This is a genomic window from Sphingopyxis sp. (assembly GCF_051861155.1).
GTDB lineage: Bacteria > Pseudomonadota > Alphaproteobacteria > Sphingomonadales > Sphingomonadaceae > Sphingopyxis.
Genome location: NZ_JBHYDE010000009.1, coordinates 134,040 through 156,551, shown reverse-complemented (window position 1 = coordinate 156,551; position 22,512 = coordinate 134,040). Strand labels below are relative to the sequence as shown.

The window sequence follows — 22,512 nt, the reverse complement described above, 5'->3', positions numbered from 1 at the left end:
GCGACCGAGCCCGCCGGGACCAGACGGAGCTTCGCGCGTCGGCTGGTTTTGGGCAGCGGTGGGCAACGCTCCCTGGCCTGCCCGAGGTCACCCCCTCCTTTCGCCTGTTTGCTGGTCCGGCTCGCTTCTGGCCGTCAACCCCATGCGGGGTTCGCCCTCGCGTGCCGCTCGGTGACGGCAGCTCGCGGCCCCTTCTTCCGGCGCCATCGGGGATGTCCCCCGAGCAAGCGAAGGAGATTTGATATGCCCACCATTGCCAACCTCAACGTCAAGGCCGACGGCAGCTTCGAAGGCACGCTGGCCACCCTCAACGTCACCGCGCCGATTGCGATCGTGCCGAACGGTCGCAAGACCAAGGACAATGAGCCCGATTATCGCATCCTCAGCCGCAAGAACGGCTTCGAGCTGGGCGCCGGCTGGAAGCGCTTCTCGCAGAACAACGGCGCCGAATATGTGTCGGTCACCATGTCGGCCCCCGAATTCGGGACCATCTACGGCAATGTCGCCAATGCGCCGGGCGACGACCCGATGAAGAAGGTCATCATCTGGAATCCGCCGGCCTGACGGCCATCCGGCTCCGCCTTCGGGCGGAGCCGGTTTCTCTTTCTGTCGATGGACGGCGGTCTTCGGGCCGCCATTCGGCATGTCTGGCCCGGCAGGCCCTTGGCCAACTGGGGAACTGCGCAGGGGTTCTGCCTGAGGGGCTGCATGTCGCGGTGTTTCGAAGATCATGATCCGATCGGCGTGGTGGATCGCTGGTTCGGCGTGTCGGTGAGTATTCGGTCAGGCGCCGGGAAGCGGAAGCAAGGGGGCGATGGGGCGGCATGGGGGCTGCCGCATGACCTCAGCCACCAACACCGCGTTTCGCGACCCTGCGCGATCGCAGCTTTTCCTCAACAGCGCCCATCCGAAGCTCGCCGGACGGCGACCGATCGAAGCTTGTGGCACGGAGGCGGACCTCCGGGTCGTGCTCGCACACCTGCCAAAAAGCTGAAACGCTCCGGCGTCAGAGCGACCGGCCGACAAGCTCGCGCATGACCTCGCTCCACCGCCGGATCCGGGCGACCGGCGTTTTGTTATTGGATCCCGGCTGTCGGGGGGCCGGTACGCGGCGTCACTCGGCCAAACTTGGCGATTGGCGGAATATAGTTGCGGTTGCTTCCGGCCCAGTGCCATCGAGACATACCCAATGGTCGCTATCGATGAGTGAGCGCATGACGTGCGAGCGCTGGTCATCGGACAGCACGATCGAGCCATCTCCCGCGATGCGAGCGCGGAGGAACTGCGTGATACCCTCTCGCGGTGGTTGGGGGGCGGCGATGGGGCGGCCCAATTCGCGGTCTATGCCGACCAGCTGGCGAATGGCCGCCAGGACGAAAAATCGAAAGCCGACCAACGCTGCAACGGGGTTGCCCGGCAGCCCGAAGAACGGACGGCCGTCGGGCAATACCGCGAACAATATCGGCTTGCCCGGCCGCATGGCGATACCGTGAAACACGATACGCGCACCGGCCTTTTCGAGTGCCGCCCGGACAAGGTCATGTGGGCCGACCGACACGCCGCCAGTTGAGAGGATGAGGTCAGCGCGGGGCGTTCCCTGAAGGCTTTGGAGTGCTGCGTACAATATGTCGGCGTCGTCGGGCACCGGGTCTTGGATGTGAAAGTCGACGCCGAGCGAGCGGCATATTGCGCCGATCATTGGCCCGTTGCAGTCTATCCGCGGCACCGATGCCGCAGGAATTGGCAAGGCGAACTCAGAACCTGTCGGCAGGATGTGGACCTTGGGGAGCGAGCGCGCCTCGACTTGCGCTACACCATAGGCGAGGAGTGCTCCGATCAGCGCGGGGGACAGAAAGCTCCCGGGGCTCGCAACCAACGCGCCGCTCGCCATATCTTCGCCCTGTCGGCGGACATTTCGCCAAGGCGTGACTGGTTCTGAGATGAGAAGTTTTCCCCGGTCCACACGGCATTGCTCCTTGGCAACGACGGCCGTTGCTCCAGCCGGCAGAGGTGCGCCGGTACTGATCGGGGCGGCAGTTCCTAGTTCCAATTTGTCCTGTCTGCTCGCTGCGGGAATGTCGGCCGCGAGTTCGAACTGCGCGGGGCGCTGCTCGGTTGCGGTCGAAGTTTCGGAAGTCGCGAGTGCGAAGCCATCCATCGCGGAACAGTCGAACCGAGGCGTGTCTGCGGCCGCAGTCGTCGTCCGAGCGAGGATCTGACCATAAGCCTGGGCATCGAGACGGATCATGCGCGGCAGCAAGGGAGCGACGTGGCTCTCGATCCGGTCGAGCGCTTCACTCACGCTGATCTTCTCAGTCATGCGAGGTAGCGATCCTTGCGAGGTCGGCCTCGTAATTTATGTTCGTGATATTGCCGAACCCGCCAAGTGGCTGAATGGACATTTTGGTGGCCCAAGCCAACACTGACTTGTCACCGCCTGCCGCCAAGTACCGCTCAAGATCGCCGCCGAAATGCGTGGGCCACATCCCGATCACCGGACATGTCTGGAGAAAAGCCCCGTCGCTTCGCTTGCCAAGCGCCGTCATCAGCCCGTCGGGGATCAGCGGAGCGTCGCAAGGGAGCGACAGAAGATGGGTGTAATTTTCGCCCGCTGCGGCCTGCAGCGCGCCCGCCAATCCTGCCAAGGGACCAAGGCCGCCGGAGGGACGGTCGACGACCGTCTCGTGGCCAGGATAAAGGCGTCCTGAAACAAATCGCCGCTCCACATATGGACCAAGCGCGGCCAGCGCCCACTCGATCAGGGCCACGCCTCGAAAAAGCTCCAGGGCCTTGTCGCGGCCGAAGCGGCGCGAATTGCCTCCTGCGAAGACAACACCGGCAATCCGCATGGTCAATATTCGCTCGCGAGCAGCGCATCCGGACGCGCAAGGACCCTGAGTTCAAGCCCCGCCTTTGCGGCCCGCTCGACGGCGAGACGCGTGGGAGCCGAGATAGTGACCAGCATCGGGCAATCGGCGAGCGCGGCCTTCTCGACGAGCTCGAAGGAGCAACGCGAGGACAGGAGCGCAAAACCGCCATCCCATGCCGCACCCGTGCGGCGCATGGCACCGATCAATTTGTCGAAGGCGTTGTGCCTTCCGACATCCTCGCGGACGATGCGGATCGATCCCCTCGCATCGACCAAGGCCGCAGCATGCACAGCGCCGGTACGTGCATTCAGCAGTTGGAAGCGGGAAAGTTCGGCGAGGGCGTTGAAGACCGCATCGTTGCCGGCCTCGCACTTCGCCGCAACGGGCGGAAGCGGACGCATCGCCTGCTCCAGATTTTCGATTCCGCATAGGCCGCAAGAGGAATCCGACGCGCGGTGACGGATGCGGTCAAGCAGGGCGCCGGCGCGATCGGCGGGCAGCGTCGCACGGGCAACCAGCCCGGCTTCGGCGCGGTGAAGTGAGACGTTGATGACAGTGTCACCCGCAAACTGCAGTCGCTCGGCCAATAGAAAGCCTGCAACCAGGTCTTCGATATCGTGCGGCGTCGCCATCAGCACCGCATATCCGATACCGTTAAACTCGAGGGCGATCGGGACTTCTTCGGCCAGTTCGCGTTCGACATGGGAAATGTCTCCGCTCGCCGCGATGCGCCGAAAGGGGTAACTGGTTGTCGGTACGGTCAAGTGGGCGCGATCCGACCAACCGCTGCGCTCGCGATGGGTGAGAGGGCTTCGGGCCGGCTGCTTGCCAGCGCAACGATCCGACGCTTCATCGATGGATCCCAGAAATCGCGTATATGATCTGCCACCATCTGTACGGAGTGTTCGGGACCTAGCGCCTCTAGATTGCGGGCAATCTGGTTGGCCATGTAGATCAGTCGATCCTCGGTCGACATCACGCCGTCTTCAACCGCTCCCGTCATCATTCGGCGGCTTCGATGGGTGCAATGCGTCGACTTTTGCGCGCATGATCGGCATAATCTTCCTGCCAATCGGACGGACCGTTCGAGAGGCCCACCTGCACCGCAGTGACCTTATACTCGGGGCAGTTCGTGGCCCAATCCGAATAGTCGGTCGTAATTACGTTCGCCTGCGTGTCGGGGTGGTGGAAGGTCGTATATACGACGCCGGGCGCCACCCGCTCGGTGATGAGCGCCCGCAGGGTGGTCTCGCCGGCGCGGCTTCGGAGGCTCACCCAGTCGCTATCCTTGATGCCGCGATTTTCGGCGTCGAGTGGGTGTATCTCGAGGCGATCCTCGGGATGCCAGGCGGTGTTCGCGGTGCGCCGCGTCTGTGCCCCGACATTATAGTGGCTGAGGATGCGCCCGGTGGTGAGCAGCAGCGGGAAGCGCGGCCCGGTCTTCTCGTCGGTCGGGACATAGTCGGTGACGACGAACTTGCCTTTGCCGCGCACGAACCCGCCAATGTGCATCGTCGGGGTGCCGTCGGGCGCCGCATCGTTCGCGGGCCATTGCAGCGAGCCTTCGTCGTCGAGCCGGTCGTAATGGACGCCCGCGAAGGTCGGGGTCAGCGCCGCGATCTCGTCCATGATTTCCGACGGATGCTTGTAGTCCCAGTCGAGGCCGAGCGCCTGTGCGACCAGCTGGACGATCTCCCAGTCGGCATGGCCGTTGAGCGGCGCCATCACCTTGCGGACGCGCTGGATGCGGCGTTCGGCGTTGGTGAAGGTGCCGTCCTTTTCGAGGAAGGTCGATCCGGGCAGGAAAACATGCGCGTAGTTCGCGGTCTCGTTGAGGAACAGATCCTGCACGACGACGCATTCCATCGCGGCGAGGCCCGCCGCGACGTGATGTGTGTTGGGATCGGACTGCAGAATGTCCTCACCCTGGATGAACAGCCCCTTGAAATGCCCGTCGGTCGCGGCGTCGAGCATGTTCGGGATGCGCAGTCCCGGCTCGCTGTCTAGTTTCACGCCCCAGGCATTCTCGAAAAGGGTGCGCGCGCCCTCGTCCGAGACATGGCGGTAGCCCGAGAATTCATGCGGGAAGCTGCCCATGTCGCACGCGCCCTGGACATTGTTCTGGCCGCGCAGCGGGTTCACCCCGACGCCCTCGCGCCCGACATTGCCCGTCGCCATCGCGAGGTTGGCGATCGCCATCACTGTCGAGCTGCCCTGACTATGTTCGGTAACGCCGAGGCCATAGTAGATCGCGGCATTCCCGCCCGTCGCGTAAAGCCTTGCCGCCGCGCGAACCTCTTCCGACATCACACCGGTGAGGGCTTCTGTCGCTTCCGGAGAGCGGTGAGCTTCGGCAACAAAGTCGGACCAGTCGAGGAATTCGTCCCAATCGCAGCGCTCGCGAATGAAGCTCTCGTCAAAAAGGCGTTCGGTGACGATGACATGCGCCATCGCAGTAAGAAGGGCGACATTAGTGCCGGGGCGCAGCGGCAGATGATGCTCGGCTTCGACGTGCGGCGATTTTACGAGATCGGTGCGCCGCGGATCGACGACGATGAGCTTGGCGCCCTGTCGCAGGCGCTTCTTCATGCGGCTCGCGAAGACGGGATGGCCATCGGTCGGATTGGCACCAATCACCAGCATCACGTCCGATTGCATCACGCTGTCGAAATCCTGCGTTCCCGCCGAGGTTCCGAATGTCGTCTTCAGTCCGTATCCGGTCGGTGAGTGGCAAACGCGCGCGCAAGTATCGACATTGTTGTTTCCGAAACCCTGCCGGATCATCTTCTGGACAAGAAATGTTTCTTCGTTCGTGCAACGACTGGAGGTGATGCCGCCGACCGCGCGCGTTCCGAATTTGGCCTGGATATGGCGGAAGTCGCTGGCCACCCGCGCGATCGCCTCCTCCCAGCTCACTTCCTGCCAGGGATCTGTGATGTTCTGACGCACCATCGGTTTCAGGATGCGGTCCTGATGCCGGGCATAGCCCCACGCGAAGCGGCCCTTGACGCAGCTGTGTCCGCGGTTCGCCTTGCCGTCCTTCCACGGCACCATGCGGACGAGTTCCTCGCCCCGCATCTCGGCGCGGAAGGTGCAGCCGACGCCGCAATAAGCGCAGGTGGTGACGACCGCCTTCTCGGGCGTGCCGACTTCGACGACCTTCTTCTCGATCAGCGTTGCTGTCGGGCAGGCCTGTACGCAGGCGCCGCACGACACGCATTCGGACGACAGGAAATCCTGCCCCTGGCTGGGTGAGACCTTGGTGTCGAAGCCGCGTCCCTCCATCGTCAGCGCGAACGTCCCCTGCACCTCGTCGCAGGCGCGAACGCAGCGCGAGCAGGCGATGCATTTCGACGGATCGAAATCGAAATAGGGGTTCGAATGATCCTTCGCCTGCCCCATGTTGGTCGCGCCGTCATAGCCGTAGCGCACGTCGCGCAGGCCAACCGCGCCCGCCTGATCCTGCAATTCGCAATCGCCGTTCGCACCGCAGGTCAGGCAGTCGAGCGGGTGGTCGGAGATATAGAGCTCCATCACGCCCTTGCGGAGCTGCTTCAGCCGGTCGGTCTGCGTGCGCACGATCATGCCGTCGGCGATCGGGGTGGTGCAGCTTGCGGGATAGCCATTTCGGCCTTCGATCTCGACAAGGCAGAGGCGGCACGATCCGAAGCTTTCGAGATTATCGCTCGCGCAAAGCTTCGGGATCGCGGTGCCGGTCAGTGACGCGGCGCGCATGATCGACGTGCCTTCGGGCAGCGTCACCGCCTCGCCGTCGATCGTCAGCGTGATATCGCGGCCGGTCGCCAGCGCGGGCGGGGTGCCATGGTCGATTTCTCGGGTGAAGCTCATGATTCTACTCCGCTGCTTCGATAGCAGGCGCGGGGACGCCGAAATCTTCGGGGAAATGATCGAGCGCGCTCAGCACCGGATAGGGGGTGAATCCGCCGAGCGCGCAGAGCGAGCCGTATTTCATCGTATCGCAAAGGTCGCGCAGTAGCGCGGTCTGTGCCGGGATGCTCACGTCGATCCGGTCGGGGCTGCGCGAGTGGAGCGCCTTGCCCAGTGGACCGGCAAGGCGCTCCTGCATCGAGGATCTCCTCCCTCGTGCATCCATGATCCGATCCATAATCTCGACGCCGCGGGTCGACCCGATCCGGCACGGCGTGCACTTCCCACAGCTTTCGACGGCGCAGAATTCCATCGCGAAGCGCGCCATATGCGCCATGTCGACGCTGTCGTCGAAAACGGTGATCCCGGCGTGGCCGATCAGCCCGCCGGCCTGCGTGAAGGCTTCGTAATCGAAGGGAAGGTCGAACATCGACGGCGGGAAATAGGCGCCGAGCGGTCCGCCGACCTGCACCGCGCGCACCGGCCGGCCGCTCGACGTGCCGCCACCGATGTCGTTCACCAGTTCGCCGAGCGTGATGCCGAAGCCGACCTCGAACAGGCCGCCATTCTTCACATTGCCTGCAAGCTGTACCGGCATCGTCCCGCGCGAGCGGCCGAAGCCGACATGGGCATAGGCATCGGCGCCCGCCGACAGGATGAAGGGCACCGCGGCGAGACTCAGCACATTGTTGATCACCGTCGGCTTGCCGAACAGGCCGGAGAGCGCGGGCAGCGGCGGCTTGGCGCGCACCTGTCCGCGCTTGCCCTCGATGCTGTCGAGCAGCGCGGTCTCTTCGCCGCACACATAAGCGCCGGCGCCAACGCGCACTTCGAGGGTGAAGGGCGCAATTCGGCTTGCGGATAGCGCGAGGGCCTTCTGCATCGTGTCGATTGCGAACGGATATTCGCTGCGGATATAGATATAGCCATGGCTCGCCCCGACCGCGTGCGCGGCAATCGCCATGCCTTCGATCAGGCAAAACGGGTCGCCCTCCATCAGCATCCGGTCGGCGAAAGTGCCGCTGTCGCCTTCGTCGGCGTTGCAGACGATATATTTGGAGCCGCCGGGCGCATCGAGGACGGTCTGCCACTTGACGCCCGTCGGAAAGCCCGCGCCGCCGCGCCCGCGCAGGCCGCTTGCCTTGACGGTATCGACCACGGCCTGCGGCTCGGCCGATCGTGCGATGTCGAGCCCCGTCCAGCCGCCATGCGCGGCATAGTCGGCCACACTCAGCGGATCGACGATCCCGCAGCGTGCGAAGGTAAATCGCTGCTGGGCGGCAAAGAAGGGAAGCGAGGCGACATCGCCAAGGCGGGCCGGATGGGTATTTTGGAGCACCGCCGATACATCGCCCGGTCCAACCGGGCCACAACCAACCCGGCCTTCGCCGGTCTCGACCTCGACCAGAGGCTCGATGCTGAACAGGCCGCGCGAACCGGTGCGAACCACCTCGCATCCCGCTTCGGAAAACGCGCGTGCGACGGCGTCCGCGCCGAGCGCCACCGACGCCATGTCGCAGCTGATAAAAACCCGTGTCACGCGGCGATCTCGGCCGCAATGCGATCGAGCGCCGCCCCGTTGACGCCTGCAATGGGGCGCCCGTCGACCAGGGCGTTGGGCCCTATCGCACAAAGGCCCAGGCAATAAACGGGCTCCAGGCTGACCTGACCGTCGCGGCGTGTCTCGCCCATCGGGACGCCGAATATTCTAGTGGCTGCCGCTTCGACCTCCGCTCCGCCACGCGCTTGGCAGCTTTCGGCGCGGCAGAGTTTTACGACGTGCTTCCCAGCCGGCCTGCGCCGATAGTCATGATAGAAAGTGACCACGCCATGCACATCGGCCCGTGAGAGGTTGAGCGCGCATGCGAGGAGTGGCACAAAGCCATCATCGATATAGCCTATCGCATTCTGGATCGCGTGGAGCAGCGGCAACAGCTGCTCACGGCCGCGGCCATGTCGGCTTACCCAGTCTTCAATCACCTGATTTGCAGCATCCGCCAGCATATCGTCCACCTTCTCCGGCAGAATTGCGTGCCTCAGGCGGATTGAGCCGTCAAATCGAACAATCGCATGTTTGATAGCCTTTATCTATCAAGATTAGAGCATGTCGCGGGGGAGTTGAAGATCGCGTGCTACTGCAAGAACGCTTTGAGCCAACGGGCTCATCGGAGTGTGATCAGAGACGATGACCCCTACGCGATTGAGGTCCCCCGTGTCGGGCAATGGGGTGGCTATCGCCCAGTCGAGACCATCGAGAAGCATCGCGTGACTTGTCGGCATAATCGAGCAGAGCTGCCCTTGCCGGACGATTGCCAGAAGCGCGAGGTAGGAATCCGCGGTCACGATCGGCCGCAGCGCCAACCCGAGCGTGGCCAGCCTCGCATCGAGAATGCGCCGATTCTGCATGCCTTGCGGCAGGAGGCAAAGGGGGAGACGGCCAAGGTCGCTCCAGTCGGGCCGCTCCGGGAGCGCAATCCCGCCACGTGAACTCACAAGCATGCTTCGCTCGCCGTAGAGCGGCACGGCGAGGGTGTGGGCCGGGGGTTCGAAGTCCAGGTAGGTAACCCCGGCGTCGAGTTCGAAACCGGAAAGCTCACGCTCGATTTGCCGCGAGGTCAGTGCTCGCAGCTGTACATTGAGCTCCGGAAAGCGGGCGCGCACGGCTTCTACGAGATAGCCTGTAGCCGGCATCGAAGCAGGAATCGCTCCGAGCCGCAATTCACCCTTGAGCGGACCGCGCGCCGTACCCGCAACCTGGCCCATCGCCTCTGCGGCGGCGACGAGCTGCTGTGCCCACGGCAGGATCGCTTCGCCTTCGGGCGTCAGTCCGACATATTTGCGGTCGCGGTGAACGAGCCGCTTGCCAAGCTGGGTCTCGAGCATCGCGATGCCTGCCGACAAGGTCGGCTGCGACACGTGGCAAGAAGCGGCCGCCCTCGCAAAATGGCGTTCGCGGTGCAGCGCAAGGAAATATTCGACGAGTCGTGTCTGCATGAATGCCGGAGATTAGCCGCTCGCCAAGAGTACGTCGTCGGGTTTCGGCTGTTTCCGCATTCTATTGGTGAGACGGACGGCGCGCCGCCGTGGGCCGCTCACGGACGGGCTGCCTTCCGTCAGGCACTGGCGACATGCGGTTCGAAGGCGAGCGGCGCGACGCCGACATGGCCACGGACCAGCGGTTGCGGAGCAGCCTCGCGGCGCGCGCGGTCAACGCCAGCGCGAAGATGAGCTCCCCAGGCCTCCAGATAAGCGGCGCGCTGGGCTGCATCGACTCGCGGGGTCGCATAGGCAATGAAGTCGTCGAGCTGCGTCAAACCGGTATAGGCCAGCGCACAATGCTTCAAAGGCCACAGGACCCGTTCGATCGAGCCGTATGTGCCGGCGTCAGTGAAGCGGTCGGCCGTGCCGCCGGTCGGAATGCAGAGCATGGCATGCCGCCCCCGGAACAGCCCCCGTTCGTAGCGCGCGCCGTCCATATAGGCGAAGCCGTAGGACATGACGCGATCGAACCAGCCTTTGACGACCGCGGGCGGACCACCCCACCAGAGTGGGAAGAGAAAGACGATCAGGTTCGCCTTTGCGACGCGCGCCTGCTCGCGGCTGATATCATCGGAGAATGCATCCGATCGCTCAGCGGCTGCCTGTTCGTCCTGGACGCTGAAATAGTCCGGATTCCAGACCGTCGAAAAGTCGCCGCGACCCAGGACCGGATCGAACTTTTCGGCATAGAGGTCCGACACTTCGAAGCTGGCGCCCGCTTCCGCGGCGACTGCCTTTGCCTTCTCGAGAAGGGCGCCTGTGAAGCTGTTTGGCTCTGGGTGCGCTACGACAAAGAGGATGTGCATGAGTGGCCTTTCAGGAGCGAAAACGGAACGAGGGCATATTAGCTGAAGACGGGGCGGCGCTTGTCGAGGAAGGCTGCAATGCCTTCGCGCCCTTCTGGCGATCCGGCGGCGTCGCAAATCGTGCGGGCCTCGAGGTCCATCTGTTGATCGAGCGGCAGGCCGGACATCAGGAGCGAGCGGATATTTGCGAACGCCGATACCGGGCCATTGCGAAGCCGGCTGGCCAACGCGGCGGCCTGTCCTTCGAGTTCGCTATCGTCGACCACCTCGGTGACGAGCCCGATCGCCGCCGCCTCGTCGGCGCTGAGCCGCCGGTTGGTAAACGCCAGTTCCTGCGTTCGCCGCAAGCCGATCAGCCGCGGGAGGATGGCGGTCGCGCCGCCATCTGGCGTCAGCCCGATGCCCGTATAGGCCATGGTGAAGCTCGCCGAGCGCGCCGAAATAACGATGTCGCCAAGCGCCGCAAGGCTGAGGCCTGCGCCAGCCGCCGCGCCATTGACCGCCACGACCAACGGCTTGGGCATGCGCGCGAGATGGGAGATAGCCTCGTGCAGCGCGGCGGTGATCTGCTGCAGCAATTGCGGCACCGCTTCTCCAGCCGCACGAAACGCGCCGATATCTCCGCCAACGCAGAAAAAGCGCCCGCTTCCCGTGAGCAGCACGCAACGAATATCGTCGCGCGCCGAAATCTCCGAGCTCATCTCTGCCAAGGCTTTTGCCATTTCGAGACCGATCGCGTTCCCCGCATCGGGCCGCGACAGCCGAAGCGTCGCCACCCCATCTTCGACGCTCAGAGCGAGCGGCGTATCAGAAGCCGACATTGTCGCCACCCTTGGTCGCTAGCATCGCGCGTGCTTCCGCCGGCGTTGCGATTTCGAGGCTCAATTCCTCAAGGATGCGCCGGATTTTCGCGACCTGTTCCGCATTGCTCGTCGCCAGCTTTCCCTTGCCGGCATAGAGGCTGTCCTCGAGGCCGACACGCACATTGCCGCCCAATATGGTGCTCATCGTCACGAACGGCATCTGATGACGACCGGCGGCGAGGACGGAGAGATAATAATCGTCGCCGAACAGCCGGTCCGCCGTAGCGCGCATGTGAAGGAGATTTTCCGGATCGGGGCCAATGCCGCCGAGGATTCCAAAGACGCATTGAACGAAGAAGGGCGGCTCAACCAGCTTCAGCTCGGCGAAATGCGCGAGATTGTAGAGATGGCCGACATCATAACATTCGAACTCGAAGCGCGTGCCGTTGGCACCCATCGCGCGCATGCCATAGTCGATCTGCTTGAAGGTGTTCGAGAGGATCAGATCCTTCGTCCCTTCGAGATAGGGCTGCTCCCAATCGTGCTGAAATGCGGTGCGCTTTCCGGCCGCTCCCGAAATGTTGAAGTTGAACGAGCCCATGTTCATCGAGGCGACTTCGGGCTTGCACGCGAGCGCGGGCGCCAGTCTTTGTTCGAGCGTCATGCCGAGACCGCCCCCGGTCGTGATATTGAGGATCGCGTCGGACTGCGCCTTGATGGCGGGCAAGAACTCCAGAAATCGCTCGGGGGTCTGATCGGGGCGCCCGTCCTCGGGGTGGCGCGCATGGAGGTGGACCATCGCTGCACCGGCCTCAGCCGCCGCGACCGCTTCGGCCGCGATCTGGGCGGGCGTCACGGGAAGATGCGGCGACATCGAGGGCGTATGAATGCTTCCCGTGACGGCGCAGGTGATGATGACCTTTTCGGCCCGCTTCATGATCTTCTTCCCTATTCTTAGGCGGGAGCCATCGCGGCGGCGAGCCGGTTTACGTCCTGGCGAAGCGCGCCCTGATCAGACCCGGCGAGGAGAAATGAAATGCCCATGCTGCGATAGCGCGCCGCCTGGGCAGGGTCTGCGAGATAGGCGCCGCAAGCGATGCCGGCGTCAGCCGCGCTTTGGGCGATGCGAGCTGTCGCCTCGTCGAGCTTCGGGTCGTTCCAGTCGCAACCGAAGGACGCCGCGAGGTCTGCGCGTCCGATGAACAGTGCGTCGATACCAGGGGTCGCCGCAATCGCCGGCAGCGATCCAAGTGCGGACGCGTCCTCGATCTGCGCGATCACGAGCACGTTGCGATCGGCAGCATCCATATAGGGTTTGAGGCCACGACCGCCATATCCACCGGCACGCGTCGATGGGGAGAACCCCCGGGTACCGCCGGTATAGCGAGCGAAGCGCGCCGCGTTCGCCGCTTTGGCCGGAGTGTCGACATGCGGCACGAAGACACCCGTCGCGCCCATATCGAGCGCGCTCAGCACCGCGTCGGCGTCCGTTCTGGCGATGCGGACGAGGAGCGGAAAATCGCACGCCATGCCCGCCAGCATGCATGCGTCGACCTGGCTCGGGTCGAACGGCGCATGCTCGGTATCCAGAACTGCGAAGTCGAGATCGGACATCGCGAGTATCTCCGTCGCCTGATGGTGCGGGAATTTCTGGAAGACACCAGTCAGCGACGTCCTGTCACGCAGTCGCTCGGAGAATGACGCGCGCCTGCTCACCCTCGCCATTCCGGACGCTGATGATCGAGCAAATGCGCATATTCGGGCGGGACCGGCGCAAAAATATCGAGGTTAAGGACCGTTTCAGTGCCGGTAACCTCGATATAATGTTCAGTGTGGGCCGGGACGCGCACAAAGCTGCCGCGCGTGCATTGGTGCGGCACGCCACCCACATGATAGATACAGTCCCCTTCGAGGATCATGACGATCTGCTCATGATCATGCTTGTGGGGCCGAAGGGCGGCGCCGGGTTCGACCCAGCCGAACTGGCAAACGACGCCTTCGCCGCCCAGACCGGCGCGCTCGATGCCAGGGCGAACATATTCCCGCGGAATATCTTGCCAGTTGTAGAGCGTCGGCGCTCGCACCGGCATTTCGGACTCGTCGGTCATTCTACTACCTCCATGGCTTTTGCTGGACCGGCTGCGGCTTCGCGCAGCCGCCGTTCTATGATGCGCCGCGCGCGGCCAGACCCCTGGTCGTTCTGGAGCAGCACCGGCTTCATATCCATCAGCTCGCGGCCGTTCAGGACGCGTTGCTGCGCTTCGATGACCGGCCGGTCCTCATGTTCGAAAGCATAACTCGCGCCCTCGGCGAACGCCTCGCTCATCGCATCGTCGTCGAGGTCGAAATCGCGCGCGATGGCCCAGAAATAATGGGTGGTCGACTCGGTTTCCGGGGTGATGATATTGGGATTATAGGTGCCCCAGCCTTCTTCGCGCGTCTTCCCTGGCTCGGTGACGCCGTAAAAGGTGATCATGCAGCCGGGCGGGTCGCAGCGCATCTCTAGCCAATGGTCCATCTGGCCGGTGAAGCCCTTGACCATCGTGAAGAGCGGCGGGACGGGCATCGACGGGACGAATTGGCGCGTCCAGACTTGGTCGTCCTTCTCGGCCACCTCATAGCTCGCCGTCGCGATCTCCCGCGGTTCGAGCGTCTTCTCATGGACAAAGCCCGCGTGGCTGAGGTCGGTGAGATTGTCCATCACCAGCAGGTAATTGGCGTCGAGCTTGATCGTGCCATGGACCTGCCGATACTTCTGGTCGGTCAGCCAGTGATAATCGGGGATAGTCTCGGGATCGGCGAGCTCATGATCGCCCATCCAGATCCATACGAGGCCCCATTTTTCCGCCACCGGATAGGTCTTCACCTTCGCGGTCCTGGGTATAATTCCCTTGCCATGCGGGTTGTTCACGCAAGCGCCAGAGCAGTCGAATGCGAGGCCGTGGTACAGGCATTCTACCGTGTCGCCGACGAGCTTGCCCATGCTGAGCGGAATGAAGCGGTGCGGACACAGATCCGCCATCGCGCAGGGCGTCCCATCTTCCTTTCGGTAGAAAAGAACCTGCTCGCCGAGGATCATGCGCGAAAGAAAGTCGCGCGAAATATCCTCGCCCCATCCTGCGCCGTACCAGCAATCACGAATAAAGGTCACGGACATCCTCCTGATTGATCGTCTCTTTTGCGATCGGGGACGTCGCCGCTATGCTGCGCTTCGACCTTGAGAAATTCTGTACTGAGCCGCCGCACGTCGGCATCGCCAGGCAGAGCGACGTGGCCTGGGCCGTTCAGCTGGACGTAGGTCAAGCCCGGCATCGCGTTGCGGAGGCGTTCGTCCGGCTGGGCTACCCTGTCGTCGGACGAGTTGATCAGCATCGTGCGCGAGGCGAGGTCTGCAAGCGCAGTCGCGTCGACCACCGGATTAGGGCGACGACGAAGCACGGCGGCAAGCGCCAGCGGGTTTGAGCCGCTCGCTTGGGAATCTTCCACCAAGCCCTTCGCGAGGGCCGGCGTATCGGCGGTCACGCCCTGCTCCAACGCCTCTACGATGACATCTGCCGCCGGCTCAGGCGCAAACAGATTGTCGCCGATCCCGAACAGGGCGAGCCGCCGCACTTTGTCCGGGCTTGCGATCGCTAGTGCCAGCGCGATTTTCGCCCCGAGCGAATAGCCGACGATGTCGACAGGTTCGGGAGGTAGCCTCGCGGCAACCGAAGCCGCGAGGTCGGCATAGGCAGCGGGATCCAGCGGCGCATCCGGATCGGCATGCCCGGGCAGATCCATCCGGATGAATGTCCTGTTGGCGGCCGCTGGGGCGGCGGTCCATCCATGCGCCTCGAACGAGGAGGCGAAGGAGCCGCCCCAACCGTGGAGGAGCAGGATGGGAGGGGTGGTCATCAGGCCGCTACCAGCTGCGAATGTGCGACCCCGACGCCGACGGCGATAGTAGTGTCTTCCGAATAGTAGTCGACGCGGAGCGGCTGTGCGCCCGCCTGCTGGCCGGCGGCGACAGCGGCCAACCACATCCGGACCTCTCCACCCCCGTAGCCCGCCGCTTCAAGAATATCTTTGTCGGTCCAGCTGTCGAAGGCCGAAAGATCGCCGGCTTCGAGCGTTTTCAGGAAGCTCTCGTCCCACTTCTTGTTGATCCAGGGTGCCTTGAACTCGCCGCTGATCAGGTCGGCCGAAAGCTTGTTCATCTCGGACTCGATGTCGCCGTGCCATTGCTGATCCGAAATCGGTCCAGCGCCGCCGCCATGGACGATGAAGGTGCGCACTTCCTCGCTCGGCGCGGTCTCATATTGCGGGAAGATGAAGGCGGTCTCGTGCGAAAGCCCGCCCGATCCGAGAAACGCGACCCGCTTTCCGGTGCTGCGCGCCCAACGTCCGACCGCTTCGCCAAGCTGGCGGCAGCGCTTCAACGTCGGGCGCGGTTTCGAGAGGCTGTTGATGTGGACGGGGATCACCGGCCTCGCGCCGATGTCCCCGCGCAGGAAGAAGCCGAGAACGTTGGAAAAGCCGTGATCGACCTTCATCGCATAGGAGGTCGCGATGTCGAAGCCGTCGTCGATGAGTGCCTCCGCGAGGCCTGTCGACAGGTCCATGGGGACGTTGAGCTTGCCGGGGGTGCCACCGCAATCGTCGCCCGCCTCGGCAAGGTGCCCCACCATGAAGGTCGGAGCGAGCTTGAGATGGATATGCGAATAATGATCGCCGCCGAACACGATAACCACGTCGGGATCGAAGGCTTCGAACTCGGCGACGCTAGCATCATAGGCCTGCCACAGCCCCGGATTCTGTTCGCGTTCCTGCATGGAGATGATGGGAACGTGCGGAACGCAAGCGACATAGGCCTTGGCATTCTGAGCGGCGGTACTCGCCATATTCTTTCTCCTATTTTGCGTGACTGGCTGCGCCGGGACCGACGGAAATCACGGCGGCGTGAATGTCGGTGATCAGCCAGCGACCGTCGCACTGGCGGCGACAGCTGGCGGTGAAGTCGGCGATCGTTGTCGGCGGTCCCGAGGCAAAGGGCAGGTCGCCGGTCCCCGCATGAACGACCGCGAGGAAGCGCAGCGCGCACGCATCCGCGCCGGTGGCGCTCACGACGAGGCCGGAGATGGCGTGACGGGTACGGCGTCCCGATTCATCCTCTTGATCGCGCCGATCGGCGAAATATTCCGAGATCGAAGCCTGACCGTCGCGGACGAGGGCCCCGATGCGCATCGTCGCGTCAGCCTCGTAGAATTCGGAGGCGCAGCCTGAAGAAATCCGGTCGACGCGGGCCCAGTGCTCGCTGACGAGATCGTGCAGTCTCCATCGATCATCCGCGCTTACGGCGCGGTCAATTTCAGTCGATTGCGGCGCAGTCGCCATGACGCCTCTCCAATGAGTCGTATTGATGTTGTGTCTAATACGACTAATTCATCGCGTGGCTGTCCGTCAAGCGATAGATGCGAAAGCCCGGAAATGCGGGCGCAGGCGAACGTCGCCGGCGCAATTGCGCTGACGCTTTTGGCTGAGGCTTTAGACAGGGAGACGCCGGAGTCGCGGTCAGAAATCGCCGGGAAGCGGATCGGGCAGGTCTTGCGCGACGACCTCATCTGCACGCGCCTTGGGCACGCCGAGGGCGAGCAGCACATGACGCGCGATCGATGCGGCGAATGTCGGCGACGGCTGGTTGCGCAGCTGGGTAATCATTGCGGCGTGGGTGGTCCCGAGCTGGATGTCGCGGCCCGTGTGCGGCCCCGGAATCTCGAATTCTCCGGTCGCGATGCCTTCTCCGGCAGTGGCCTGCGCGTGCTCATAGGTATCCTGGCCGAAGATTGGGCCACCCGCGCTGATGTTCACCATGGCCCAACCCCATTTAGGGTCATGCAGGGCACGCTCGAGATAATAGCGGACAGCGGCGCTAGCGCGCTCCGCAGCGGTCGGAAGCGCCGAGATGATTCGCGTGACGGCGCGGTTGAAATCATGGTTCAGTTCGTCGGACAGGGCGCTGAACACCTCATCCATATTGTTGAAATAATTGTAGAATGTGGCTCGAGAAACGCCCGACTCGCCGCAAATCTCTTCGATTCGCGTGTTGCGTCCATTCTCGCGGCCGAGCAGGGTAAAGGCGGTATCGAGCAACGCAGTGCGGGTCCGGGCCCGTTTCTCCTGACCAATCTGGGCGCGTCGTTCGAGGTTGATATTCAGCGGCGCGCGCGGTTTCGGCTGGCTTTCCTGCCGAACCCTTCTTTGTTCCATATCCTGCATCCGTCCAATTCTAGTCGGATTCCACGAACCGTCAATACGACCTCTTGACAGCTGTTTCTGCTGTCGCCATAAGTCGGAATAGACAAAACATCAATCCGAGGCGAAGTCGGGTACACGCCGAAGAAGGTGTCGGCATGGAGAGGAGTGGGTCGGCTATGACCTTTGCACGCGAACTTTGGTACACGGTCGCTTGGGCCGAACAGATCGGACGCAGCCTGACGCCGCGGACGATCGCGGGGGACCATCTTGTCCTGTATCGCCAGCTCTCCGGCGACGTGGCGGCGCTCAGCGACACCTGCCCGCATCGCTTTGCACCCATGCATCTCGGCTCGCTCGTCGATGACGTCGTGCAATGTGGCTATCACGGGCTCCGTTTCGATGCCGGCGGCGCTTGTGTCCATAACCCTCATGGCAATGGTGCGACGCCGAAGGCAGCACGCCTCCGCCGCTATCCCGTCGTCGAACTCGACGGGCTTGTATGGGTCTGGATGGGGGCGGGGGAACCCGCGGACATCTCGACGATCCCGCGCTTTCCGGAACTCCACGAGTCAAGCTACGCGTTCACCGGCGCGCATATGATGAGGATGGACCTGCCCATCGACCTCATGGTCGACAATCTGCTCGATCTCAGCCACGCTGCCTATCTTCATCCTGCGACGCTTGGCGCGGCCCAGGGCACCAAAGATATTACGTCGGTTAAGAAGACCGGAAATCGCATCCAGTCCAACCGCTTGATGCCGGGAGCCCCGCCGGCTTTCGTCTTCCAGGCGACCGAGGCCGCAGGTCCCGACGACATCGTCGACTACTGGGCGAACATGCGCTGGGATCCGCCGGGCGTCTTTTCGATGGACGCCGGCATTGTCCCCACAGGGGGCCGGAAAGAGGACGGCCGGATTCTGTCGAGTGTGCAGATCGTCGTGCCCTCGAGCGAGGGGAGCTGCTACTATTTCTGGAAGATGTTCCGGAACTACAACGAAGATGTTCCGGGCATGACCGAGGCTATCGAAGCCGCCGTCGTGCAAGCCTTTTCAACCGAGGACGAACCGATGGTCCGGGCCGTCAAGGACCGAATGGCCGGCCGCGACTTCTGGGACATGCGCCCGCTGCTGCTGCCGCAGGATTCGGCAGCGGTCCAGGCGCGTCGCATCATGGACGCTCTCATCGCGGGCGAGGCCGCGGGCGCAGGCGACATTCAGCACGCCGCCGAGTGATTGGCGGACATTCAAACATAAAATAATCGATTGGGAGGTCATATATGCGTACCAATTTCAAAGCAGCCACGCGGCGGAATATCGGGCTGTCGGGAGCGGCCCTGGCGCTTTGCCTGTCGCTCACCGGCCAGGCGGCAGCGCAGGAAACCGAAGGCGAAGGTGCGCAGGACAGTGTCGGCGTTGCCGACATTGTAGTCACCGCCCAGAAGCGCTCTGAAAACCTCCAGGACGTTCCGATTTCCATCACGGCGGTTACGTCGGATGCGCTCGAAGGGCGCGGTGTCAGGTCGGTCGCCGAAATCTCGAACTTCGCGCCCAACGTGCAGCTGGAATCGAGCGCGCCGATCGTTTCGTCGTCGCAGATTCTGACCGGCTTCATCCGTGGTATCGGGCAGAATGATCTTTCTTCGAGCCTCGAGCCGGGCGTCGGTGTCTATCTCGATGGCGTCATTCTGGCCCGCTCGATCGGCGCCAATGTCGACCTGCTCGACATCGAGCGCATCGAAATCCTCAAGGGCCCGCAAGGCACGCTTTTCGGACGCAACACGATTGGCGGTGCTATCAGCGTTGTTACGCGCGATCCGGCCGAGGAGTTCGCGTTCCGCGGCGAGACCACTTACGGCAGCCGCGATCGGTTCGAACTGCGCGGGACCGTCGACGTTCCGATTGCCGACACGCTGCGCTCGCAATTCTCCTTCTCGACCCGCAGCCAGAAGGGCTACCAGAAGATCATCCCCTTCCCCGGCGATACGGGGGTCAGCGACGAGTATAATTTCGGGATCATCCCGCGGAACAAAGATAACCGGCGCGGCAGTACCGACAGTTTCGTGTTTCGCGGCAAGCTGCTCTGGGAGGCATCGCCCGACCTGACGCTGAAAATCGCCGGCGACTATGCCAAGTCGAAGGAGCAGTCGTCGCCGATCACGCTGGTGGCAACCGATACCGACCCGCTCGCTCCGGCGCCGACCTATGCCGCGGTGTATAATACCTGCATCTCGGCTCCCGGTTTCCTGTTCGATCCCGGTGGTCCGCTCGCCTTTCTGGGGCCGATCTGCGGTCCCCGTGGCGGCGGCGTGCCGGGCGCGGCACCGCTGCCGGGGCTTGCCGGATATAATTTCGCCAACGCGAATCCGCGCCTCTTATTCGGCGATCAGTTCATCACCGACGACATCGACACGACTTATGGCAATGGCGGCAACCTGTCGGACGTCGAAACCTGGTCGGTAACCGGCGTTGTCGACCTTCGCCTGTCGGACGATATCGCGCTCAAGTCGACGACCGGATATCGCAAGGTCAACGCGCTCCTCGCCAACGATCTCGACGGCTCTCCGATCATGATCGCGACGACGATGGCGGCACTTGCGGAGAAGCAATTCTCGCAGGAACTGCAACTGACGATTGATGCCTTCGATAATCGCCTTAAATCGGTTGTGGGCGCCTATTATTTCTACGAGAAGAATTTCAATTTCGAAAATGCCTATCTGTCTGAAGGCCTCGGGCAGTTTTACGGCCCCTATCGCAACACCAACAAGTCTTATGCGGTCTACACGCACAACAGCTTCAACATCACCGATGCGCTGAGCATCACGCTCGGCGGCCGTTATACCAAGGACAAGAAGGTCTTCGAAGCCGGTCAGTCCGACCTCAACCTGTCGCTGCTGAAGCTCGGGCTCTTCACGCCCGGACAACTTCCCGATCCGAACGATCCGACGCGGATCTATCCGCTCGGCGTGCAGCGCGACACCTACAATAATTTCTCGATGCGCGTCGGCGCCGAGTACAGGATCACCGACCGCATCATGGTCTATGCTTCCTACGCCGAAGCGTTCAAATCAGGCGGCTATACCACGCGTCTTTCAATCCCGACGCCCGGCAACGTCGCGCCGCGCTTCGGACCCGAAGAGGCCAAGACCTATGAAGTCGGTCTCAAGTCGCAGTTCCTCGATCGCCGCCTGCAGCTCAATCTCGCGGCCTTCTCGACCGACTATACCGACCTCCAGGTTACCGTCGTCCGCGGCATCTCGCCCTTCATCGAAAATGCGGGCGAGGCGCGTATCCGTGGTTTCGAAGCGGAACTGCAGGCGGTGCCGATCGAACGCGTTCGCCTCTCCGCGAGCCTTGGCTATGTCGATGCGAAATATACCAAGCTCGATCCGGACGTGAGCGTCGGTCTCAACAATTCGTTCGTCAACACGCCCAAATGGGCGGCAAGCGCGGCTGCGGACATCGACCTGTTTGAAGCCGCAGGCGGCATGATCACCGTACACGGCGACTATTCGTACAAGAGCAACCAGGCCCGCGATGCGGTCAACACGCCTCTGCTCTTCTCGGGCGAGCAGAATCTGGTCGGCGCGAATATCCGCTGGACGCGTGACGACAAGGCGCTTGAACTGGTTGCCGGCGTCCAGAATCTGACCGACGACCGGTACATCATCACCGGCACGCAGGTCGATGCCGTCGGTGCCACCAGCGTCACCTGGTCGCGGCCGCGCGAATATTATCTGACCGCCCGGGTCCGGTTCTGATCAGGCAGAGGATGGAGCAGCGAAAATGACGTCATCTGAAACACTTCGCGACGCCTGGTATGTCGCAGCCTACACGAGCGAACTCGAAGAGAAGGGCATGATCGCCACGACGCTGCTTGGCGATCCGATCGTGATCTACGCGAAGACGGACGGAAGCCCGGTCGCGCTCGAAGATCGCTGCGTCCATCGTTTGGCGCCGCTCTCGCTGGGCAGGGTCGAAGGCGACCATTTGCGCTGCATGTACCATGGCATGCTGTTCAGCGCCGAGGGCGCCGCGCTCGAGATTCCCGGTCAGGACCTTGTTCCGAAGCGGGCCTGTGTTCGCAGCTATCCGGTGGTGGAGCGCAGCGGCTGGCTGTGGGTTTGGCCGGGCAATCCGGAACGGGCCGATGAAGCGCTCGTGCCGCCTGTCATCGGAATGCGGCATCCCGACTGGTTCCTTCACGAGGGACTGCTGGACTATGACGCCAGTTCGGACCTGATCATCACCAATGTGATCGATCTCGGCCATTTGACCTGGGTGCATCGCGAAAGCTTCGGCGCTGACGAGGCATGGGCCGAGACCGTCCCGACGACGTCGCCAATCGAGCGCGGCGTCCGTGTGACGCGCTGGTTGCGCGAGATTCCGCCCATCCCGCCGCTGGGCAAGGCGGCCGATCATGAGCGCCTCGATCACTGGACGACATTCGATTTCTTCGCGCCCGGCGTATTCCATTTCTACAATGCGATGTATCCGGTCGGCACGTATGACAAATATGCCGGCGGCGAGCCGGACAGGGCAGACGAGACGCTGCTCTACGAACATTATACGCAGCAGTTCGTGATGCCGATGACTGAGCAGAAGTCGCGCTACTTCTTCACTTGGGGGCCAAGCACGCGGGTGGGTAACGCCGAAGAAGGTGCGATCATGCGCGAGGTGAACTACCAGGCCTTCGCCGAGGACCAAGCGATCATCGAGGCGCAGCAGAAGATCATCAACCTCGACCCGAGCCGGAGGCCGATGCCGACCGTCCACGACAAAGCGGTGACGCTTTACGAAGGCATCGTGCGCAAGCTGGTTCGCGAACAGAATGCGGCACTCGGGGCGGCGCCAGCGCTCGAACAAGCCGGCTGAA

23 protein-coding genes are annotated in these 22,512 nt (G+C 63.1%); 5 read left to right on the top strand and 18 right to left on the bottom strand.

Going from position 1 to position 22,512, the window contains the following annotated elements:
* Positions 1–243: 243 nt before the first annotated feature.
* Both ACTIFP_RS16010 and ACTIFP_RS16005 read left to right on the top strand, forming a co-directional pair.
* The gene (locus tag ACTIFP_RS16010) at positions 244–564 is read left to right on the top strand and encodes a DUF736 domain-containing protein (RefSeq protein ID WP_439569697.1); all 321 of its coding nucleotides are present in this window, start codon (positions 244–246) and stop codon (positions 562–564) included.
* Positions 565–814: 250 nt separating this feature from the next.
* Positions 815–994 carry an MbcA/ParS/Xre antitoxin family protein gene (locus ACTIFP_RS16005; protein WP_439569696.1) on the top strand — a complete coding sequence of 60 codons (180 nt, stop codon included), beginning with the start codon at positions 815–817 and terminating at the stop codon, positions 992–994.
* Between the two features lie 120 nt (positions 995–1,114).
* Here the strand turns inward: ACTIFP_RS16005 and ACTIFP_RS16000 are convergent, their stop codons facing one another.
* The 18 genes from ACTIFP_RS16000 to ACTIFP_RS15915 all read right to left on the bottom strand — a co-directional run bounded on the left by ACTIFP_RS16000 (position 1,115) and on the right by ACTIFP_RS15915 (position 17,661).
* Positions 1,115–2,320 (bottom strand): molybdopterin molybdotransferase MoeA, encoded by a 1,206-nt coding sequence (locus ACTIFP_RS16000; protein ID WP_431592854.1) that lies wholly within the window; start codon positions 2,318–2,320, stop codon positions 1,115–1,117.
* Positions 2,313–2,849, bottom strand: a complete 537-nt coding sequence (mobA, locus tag ACTIFP_RS15995; RefSeq protein WP_439569709.1) for a molybdenum cofactor guanylyltransferase — start codon at positions 2,847–2,849, stop codon at positions 2,313–2,315. The genes ACTIFP_RS16000 and mobA overlap by 8 nt, the downstream gene beginning before the upstream one ends.
* Positions 2,850–2,851: 2 nt before the next feature.
* Positions 2,852–3,634, bottom strand: coding sequence for a formate dehydrogenase accessory sulfurtransferase FdhD (gene fdhD, locus ACTIFP_RS15990; protein ID WP_431592853.1), 783 nt, complete (start codon positions 3,632–3,634; stop codon positions 2,852–2,854).
* Positions 3,631–3,876 (bottom strand): formate dehydrogenase subunit delta, encoded by a 246-nt coding sequence (locus tag ACTIFP_RS15985; RefSeq protein WP_374391958.1) that lies wholly within the window; start codon positions 3,874–3,876, stop codon positions 3,631–3,633. The genes fdhD and ACTIFP_RS15985 overlap by 4 nt, the downstream gene beginning before the upstream one ends.
* Positions 3,873–6,719, bottom strand: a complete 2,847-nt coding sequence (fdhF, locus tag ACTIFP_RS15980; protein ID WP_439569695.1) for a formate dehydrogenase subunit alpha — start codon at positions 6,717–6,719, stop codon at positions 3,873–3,875. Before fdhF ends, ACTIFP_RS15985 begins: the two co-directional genes overlap by 4 nt.
* A gap of 4 nt (positions 6,720–6,723) precedes the next feature.
* Positions 6,724–8,298, bottom strand: coding sequence for an NADH-ubiquinone oxidoreductase-F iron-sulfur binding region domain-containing protein (locus tag ACTIFP_RS15975; protein ID WP_439569694.1), 1,575 nt, complete (start codon positions 8,296–8,298; stop codon positions 6,724–6,726).
* Positions 8,295–8,762 carry an NAD(P)H-dependent oxidoreductase subunit E gene (locus ACTIFP_RS15970; protein ID WP_431592856.1) on the bottom strand — a complete coding sequence of 156 codons (468 nt, stop codon included), beginning with the start codon at positions 8,760–8,762 and terminating at the stop codon, positions 8,295–8,297. The genes ACTIFP_RS15975 and ACTIFP_RS15970 overlap by 4 nt, the downstream gene beginning before the upstream one ends.
* A 93-nt stretch (positions 8,763–8,855) precedes the next feature.
* Positions 8,856–9,752, bottom strand: a complete 897-nt coding sequence (locus ACTIFP_RS15965) for a LysR family transcriptional regulator (RefSeq protein WP_439513688.1) — start codon at positions 9,750–9,752, stop codon at positions 8,856–8,858.
* A 119-nt stretch (positions 9,753–9,871) separates the two neighbouring features.
* A complete protein-coding gene (locus tag ACTIFP_RS15960) occupies positions 9,872–10,603 on the bottom strand; it encodes an NAD(P)H-dependent oxidoreductase (RefSeq protein ID WP_374391950.1) in 732 nt (243 codons plus the stop codon).
* Between the two features lie 38 nt (positions 10,604–10,641).
* Complete coding sequence (locus ACTIFP_RS15955) at positions 10,642–11,424, bottom strand: enoyl-CoA hydratase/isomerase family protein (protein ID WP_439513687.1); 783 nt, start codon at positions 11,422–11,424, stop codon at positions 10,642–10,644.
* Positions 11,411–12,343, bottom strand: a complete 933-nt coding sequence (locus tag ACTIFP_RS15950) for a 3-keto-5-aminohexanoate cleavage protein (RefSeq protein WP_439569693.1) — start codon at positions 12,341–12,343, stop codon at positions 11,411–11,413. The genes ACTIFP_RS15955 and ACTIFP_RS15950 overlap by 14 nt, the downstream gene beginning before the upstream one ends.
* Before the next feature lie 17 nt (positions 12,344–12,360).
* Entirely contained in the window at positions 12,361–13,131 is a 771-nt protein-coding gene (locus ACTIFP_RS15945) for an HpcH/HpaI aldolase family protein (protein ID WP_439513685.1), read from the bottom strand.
* Complete coding sequence (locus ACTIFP_RS15940; RefSeq protein WP_431592846.1) at positions 13,119–13,514, bottom strand: cupin domain-containing protein; 396 nt, start codon at positions 13,512–13,514, stop codon at positions 13,119–13,121. Before ACTIFP_RS15940 ends, ACTIFP_RS15945 begins: the two co-directional genes overlap by 13 nt.
* A complete protein-coding gene (locus ACTIFP_RS15935) occupies positions 13,511–14,557 on the bottom strand; it encodes a Rieske 2Fe-2S domain-containing protein (protein ID WP_439569692.1) in 1,047 nt (348 codons plus the stop codon). The genes ACTIFP_RS15940 and ACTIFP_RS15935 overlap by 4 nt, the downstream gene beginning before the upstream one ends.
* Positions 14,554–15,300, bottom strand: a complete 747-nt coding sequence (locus ACTIFP_RS15930) for an alpha/beta fold hydrolase (RefSeq protein ID WP_439569691.1) — start codon at positions 15,298–15,300, stop codon at positions 14,554–14,556. The genes ACTIFP_RS15935 and ACTIFP_RS15930 overlap by 4 nt, the downstream gene beginning before the upstream one ends.
* Positions 15,300–16,286 carry a hypothetical protein gene (locus ACTIFP_RS15925; RefSeq protein ID WP_439569690.1) on the bottom strand — a complete coding sequence of 329 codons (987 nt, stop codon included), beginning with the start codon at positions 16,284–16,286 and terminating at the stop codon, positions 15,300–15,302. The genes ACTIFP_RS15930 and ACTIFP_RS15925 overlap by 1 nt, the downstream gene beginning before the upstream one ends.
* Positions 16,287–16,296: 10 nt before the next feature.
* A complete protein-coding gene (locus ACTIFP_RS15920; RefSeq protein ID WP_439569689.1) occupies positions 16,297–16,779 on the bottom strand; it encodes a hypothetical protein in 483 nt (160 codons plus the stop codon).
* A 177-nt stretch (positions 16,780–16,956) separates the two neighbouring features.
* Complete coding sequence (locus ACTIFP_RS15915) at positions 16,957–17,661, bottom strand: TetR/AcrR family transcriptional regulator (RefSeq protein ID WP_439569688.1); 705 nt, start codon at positions 17,659–17,661, stop codon at positions 16,957–16,959.
* A 155-nt stretch (positions 17,662–17,816) separates the two neighbouring features.
* On the opposite strand from ACTIFP_RS15915, the gene ACTIFP_RS15910 reads away from it, so the two are divergent.
* The 3 genes from ACTIFP_RS15910 to ACTIFP_RS15900 are packed head-to-tail and all read left to right on the top strand — an operon-like array spanning position 17,817 to position 22,511.
* Positions 17,817–18,872 carry a Rieske 2Fe-2S domain-containing protein gene (locus ACTIFP_RS15910; RefSeq protein ID WP_439569687.1) on the top strand — a complete coding sequence of 352 codons (1,056 nt, stop codon included), beginning with the start codon at positions 17,817–17,819 and terminating at the stop codon, positions 18,870–18,872.
* A gap of 44 nt (positions 18,873–18,916) precedes the next feature.
* Entirely contained in the window at positions 18,917–21,397 is a 2,481-nt protein-coding gene (locus ACTIFP_RS15905; protein ID WP_439569686.1) for a TonB-dependent receptor, read from the top strand.
* 25 nt (positions 21,398–21,422) lie between these two features.
* Positions 21,423–22,511, top strand: coding sequence for a Rieske 2Fe-2S domain-containing protein (locus ACTIFP_RS15900; RefSeq protein ID WP_439569685.1), 1,089 nt, complete (start codon positions 21,423–21,425; stop codon positions 22,509–22,511).
* Position 22,512 lies beyond the last annotated feature (1 nt).

Bases quoted from the DNA above. Each gene is read 5' to 3' on its own strand.
- ACTIFP_RS16010 (WP_439569697.1), top strand. From the start codon at position 244: ATGCCCACCATTGCCAACCTCAACGTCAAGGCCGACGGCAGCTTCGAA.
- ACTIFP_RS16005 (WP_439569696.1), top strand. From the start codon at position 815: ATGGGGCGGCATGGGGGCTGCCGCATGACCTCAGCCACCAACACCGCG.
- ACTIFP_RS16000 (WP_431592854.1), bottom strand. From the start codon at position 2,320: ATGACTGAGAAGATCAGCGTGAGTGAAGCGCTCGACCGGATCGAGAGC.
- mobA (WP_439569709.1), bottom strand. From the start codon at position 2,849: ATGCGGATTGCCGGTGTTGTCTTCGCAGGAGGCAATTCGCGCCGCTTC.
- ACTIFP_RS15985 (WP_374391958.1), bottom strand. From the start codon at position 3,876: ATGATGACGGGAGCGGTTGAAGACGGCGTGATGTCGACCGAGGATCGA.
- fdhF (WP_439569695.1), bottom strand. From the start codon at position 6,719: ATGAGCTTCACCCGAGAAATCGACCATGGCACCCCGCCCGCGCTGGCG.
- ACTIFP_RS15970 (WP_431592856.1), bottom strand. From the start codon at position 8,762: ATGCTGGCGGATGCTGCAAATCAGGTGATTGAAGACTGGGTAAGCCGA.
- ACTIFP_RS15965 (WP_439513688.1), bottom strand. From the start codon at position 9,752: ATGCAGACACGACTCGTCGAATATTTCCTTGCGCTGCACCGCGAACGC.
- ACTIFP_RS15960 (WP_374391950.1), bottom strand. From the start codon at position 10,603: ATGCACATCCTCTTTGTCGTAGCGCACCCAGAGCCAAACAGCTTCACA.
- ACTIFP_RS15955 (WP_439513687.1), bottom strand. From the start codon at position 11,424: ATGTCGGCTTCTGATACGCCGCTCGCTCTGAGCGTCGAAGATGGGGTG.
- ACTIFP_RS15950 (WP_439569693.1), bottom strand. From the start codon at position 12,343: ATGAAGCGGGCCGAAAAGGTCATCATCACCTGCGCCGTCACGGGAAGC.
- ACTIFP_RS15945 (WP_439513685.1), bottom strand. From the start codon at position 13,131: ATGGCGAGGGTGAGCAGGCGCGCGTCATTCTCCGAGCGACTGCGTGAC.
- ACTIFP_RS15940 (WP_431592846.1), bottom strand. From the start codon at position 13,514: ATGACCGACGAGTCCGAAATGCCGGTGCGAGCGCCGACGCTCTACAAC.
- ACTIFP_RS15930 (WP_439569691.1), bottom strand. From the start codon at position 15,300: ATGACCACCCCTCCCATCCTGCTCCTCCACGGTTGGGGCGGCTCCTTC.
- ACTIFP_RS15925 (WP_439569690.1), bottom strand. From the start codon at position 16,286: ATGGCGAGTACCGCCGCTCAGAATGCCAAGGCCTATGTCGCTTGCGTT.
- ACTIFP_RS15920 (WP_439569689.1), bottom strand. From the start codon at position 16,779: ATGGCGACTGCGCCGCAATCGACTGAAATTGACCGCGCCGTAAGCGCG.
- ACTIFP_RS15915 (WP_439569688.1), bottom strand. From the start codon at position 17,661: ATGCAGGATATGGAACAAAGAAGGGTTCGGCAGGAAAGCCAGCCGAAA.
- ACTIFP_RS15910 (WP_439569687.1), top strand. From the start codon at position 17,817: ATGACCTTTGCACGCGAACTTTGGTACACGGTCGCTTGGGCCGAACAG.
- ACTIFP_RS15905 (WP_439569686.1), top strand. From the start codon at position 18,917: ATGCGTACCAATTTCAAAGCAGCCACGCGGCGGAATATCGGGCTGTCG.
- ACTIFP_RS15900 (WP_439569685.1), top strand. From the start codon at position 21,423: ATGACGTCATCTGAAACACTTCGCGACGCCTGGTATGTCGCAGCCTAC.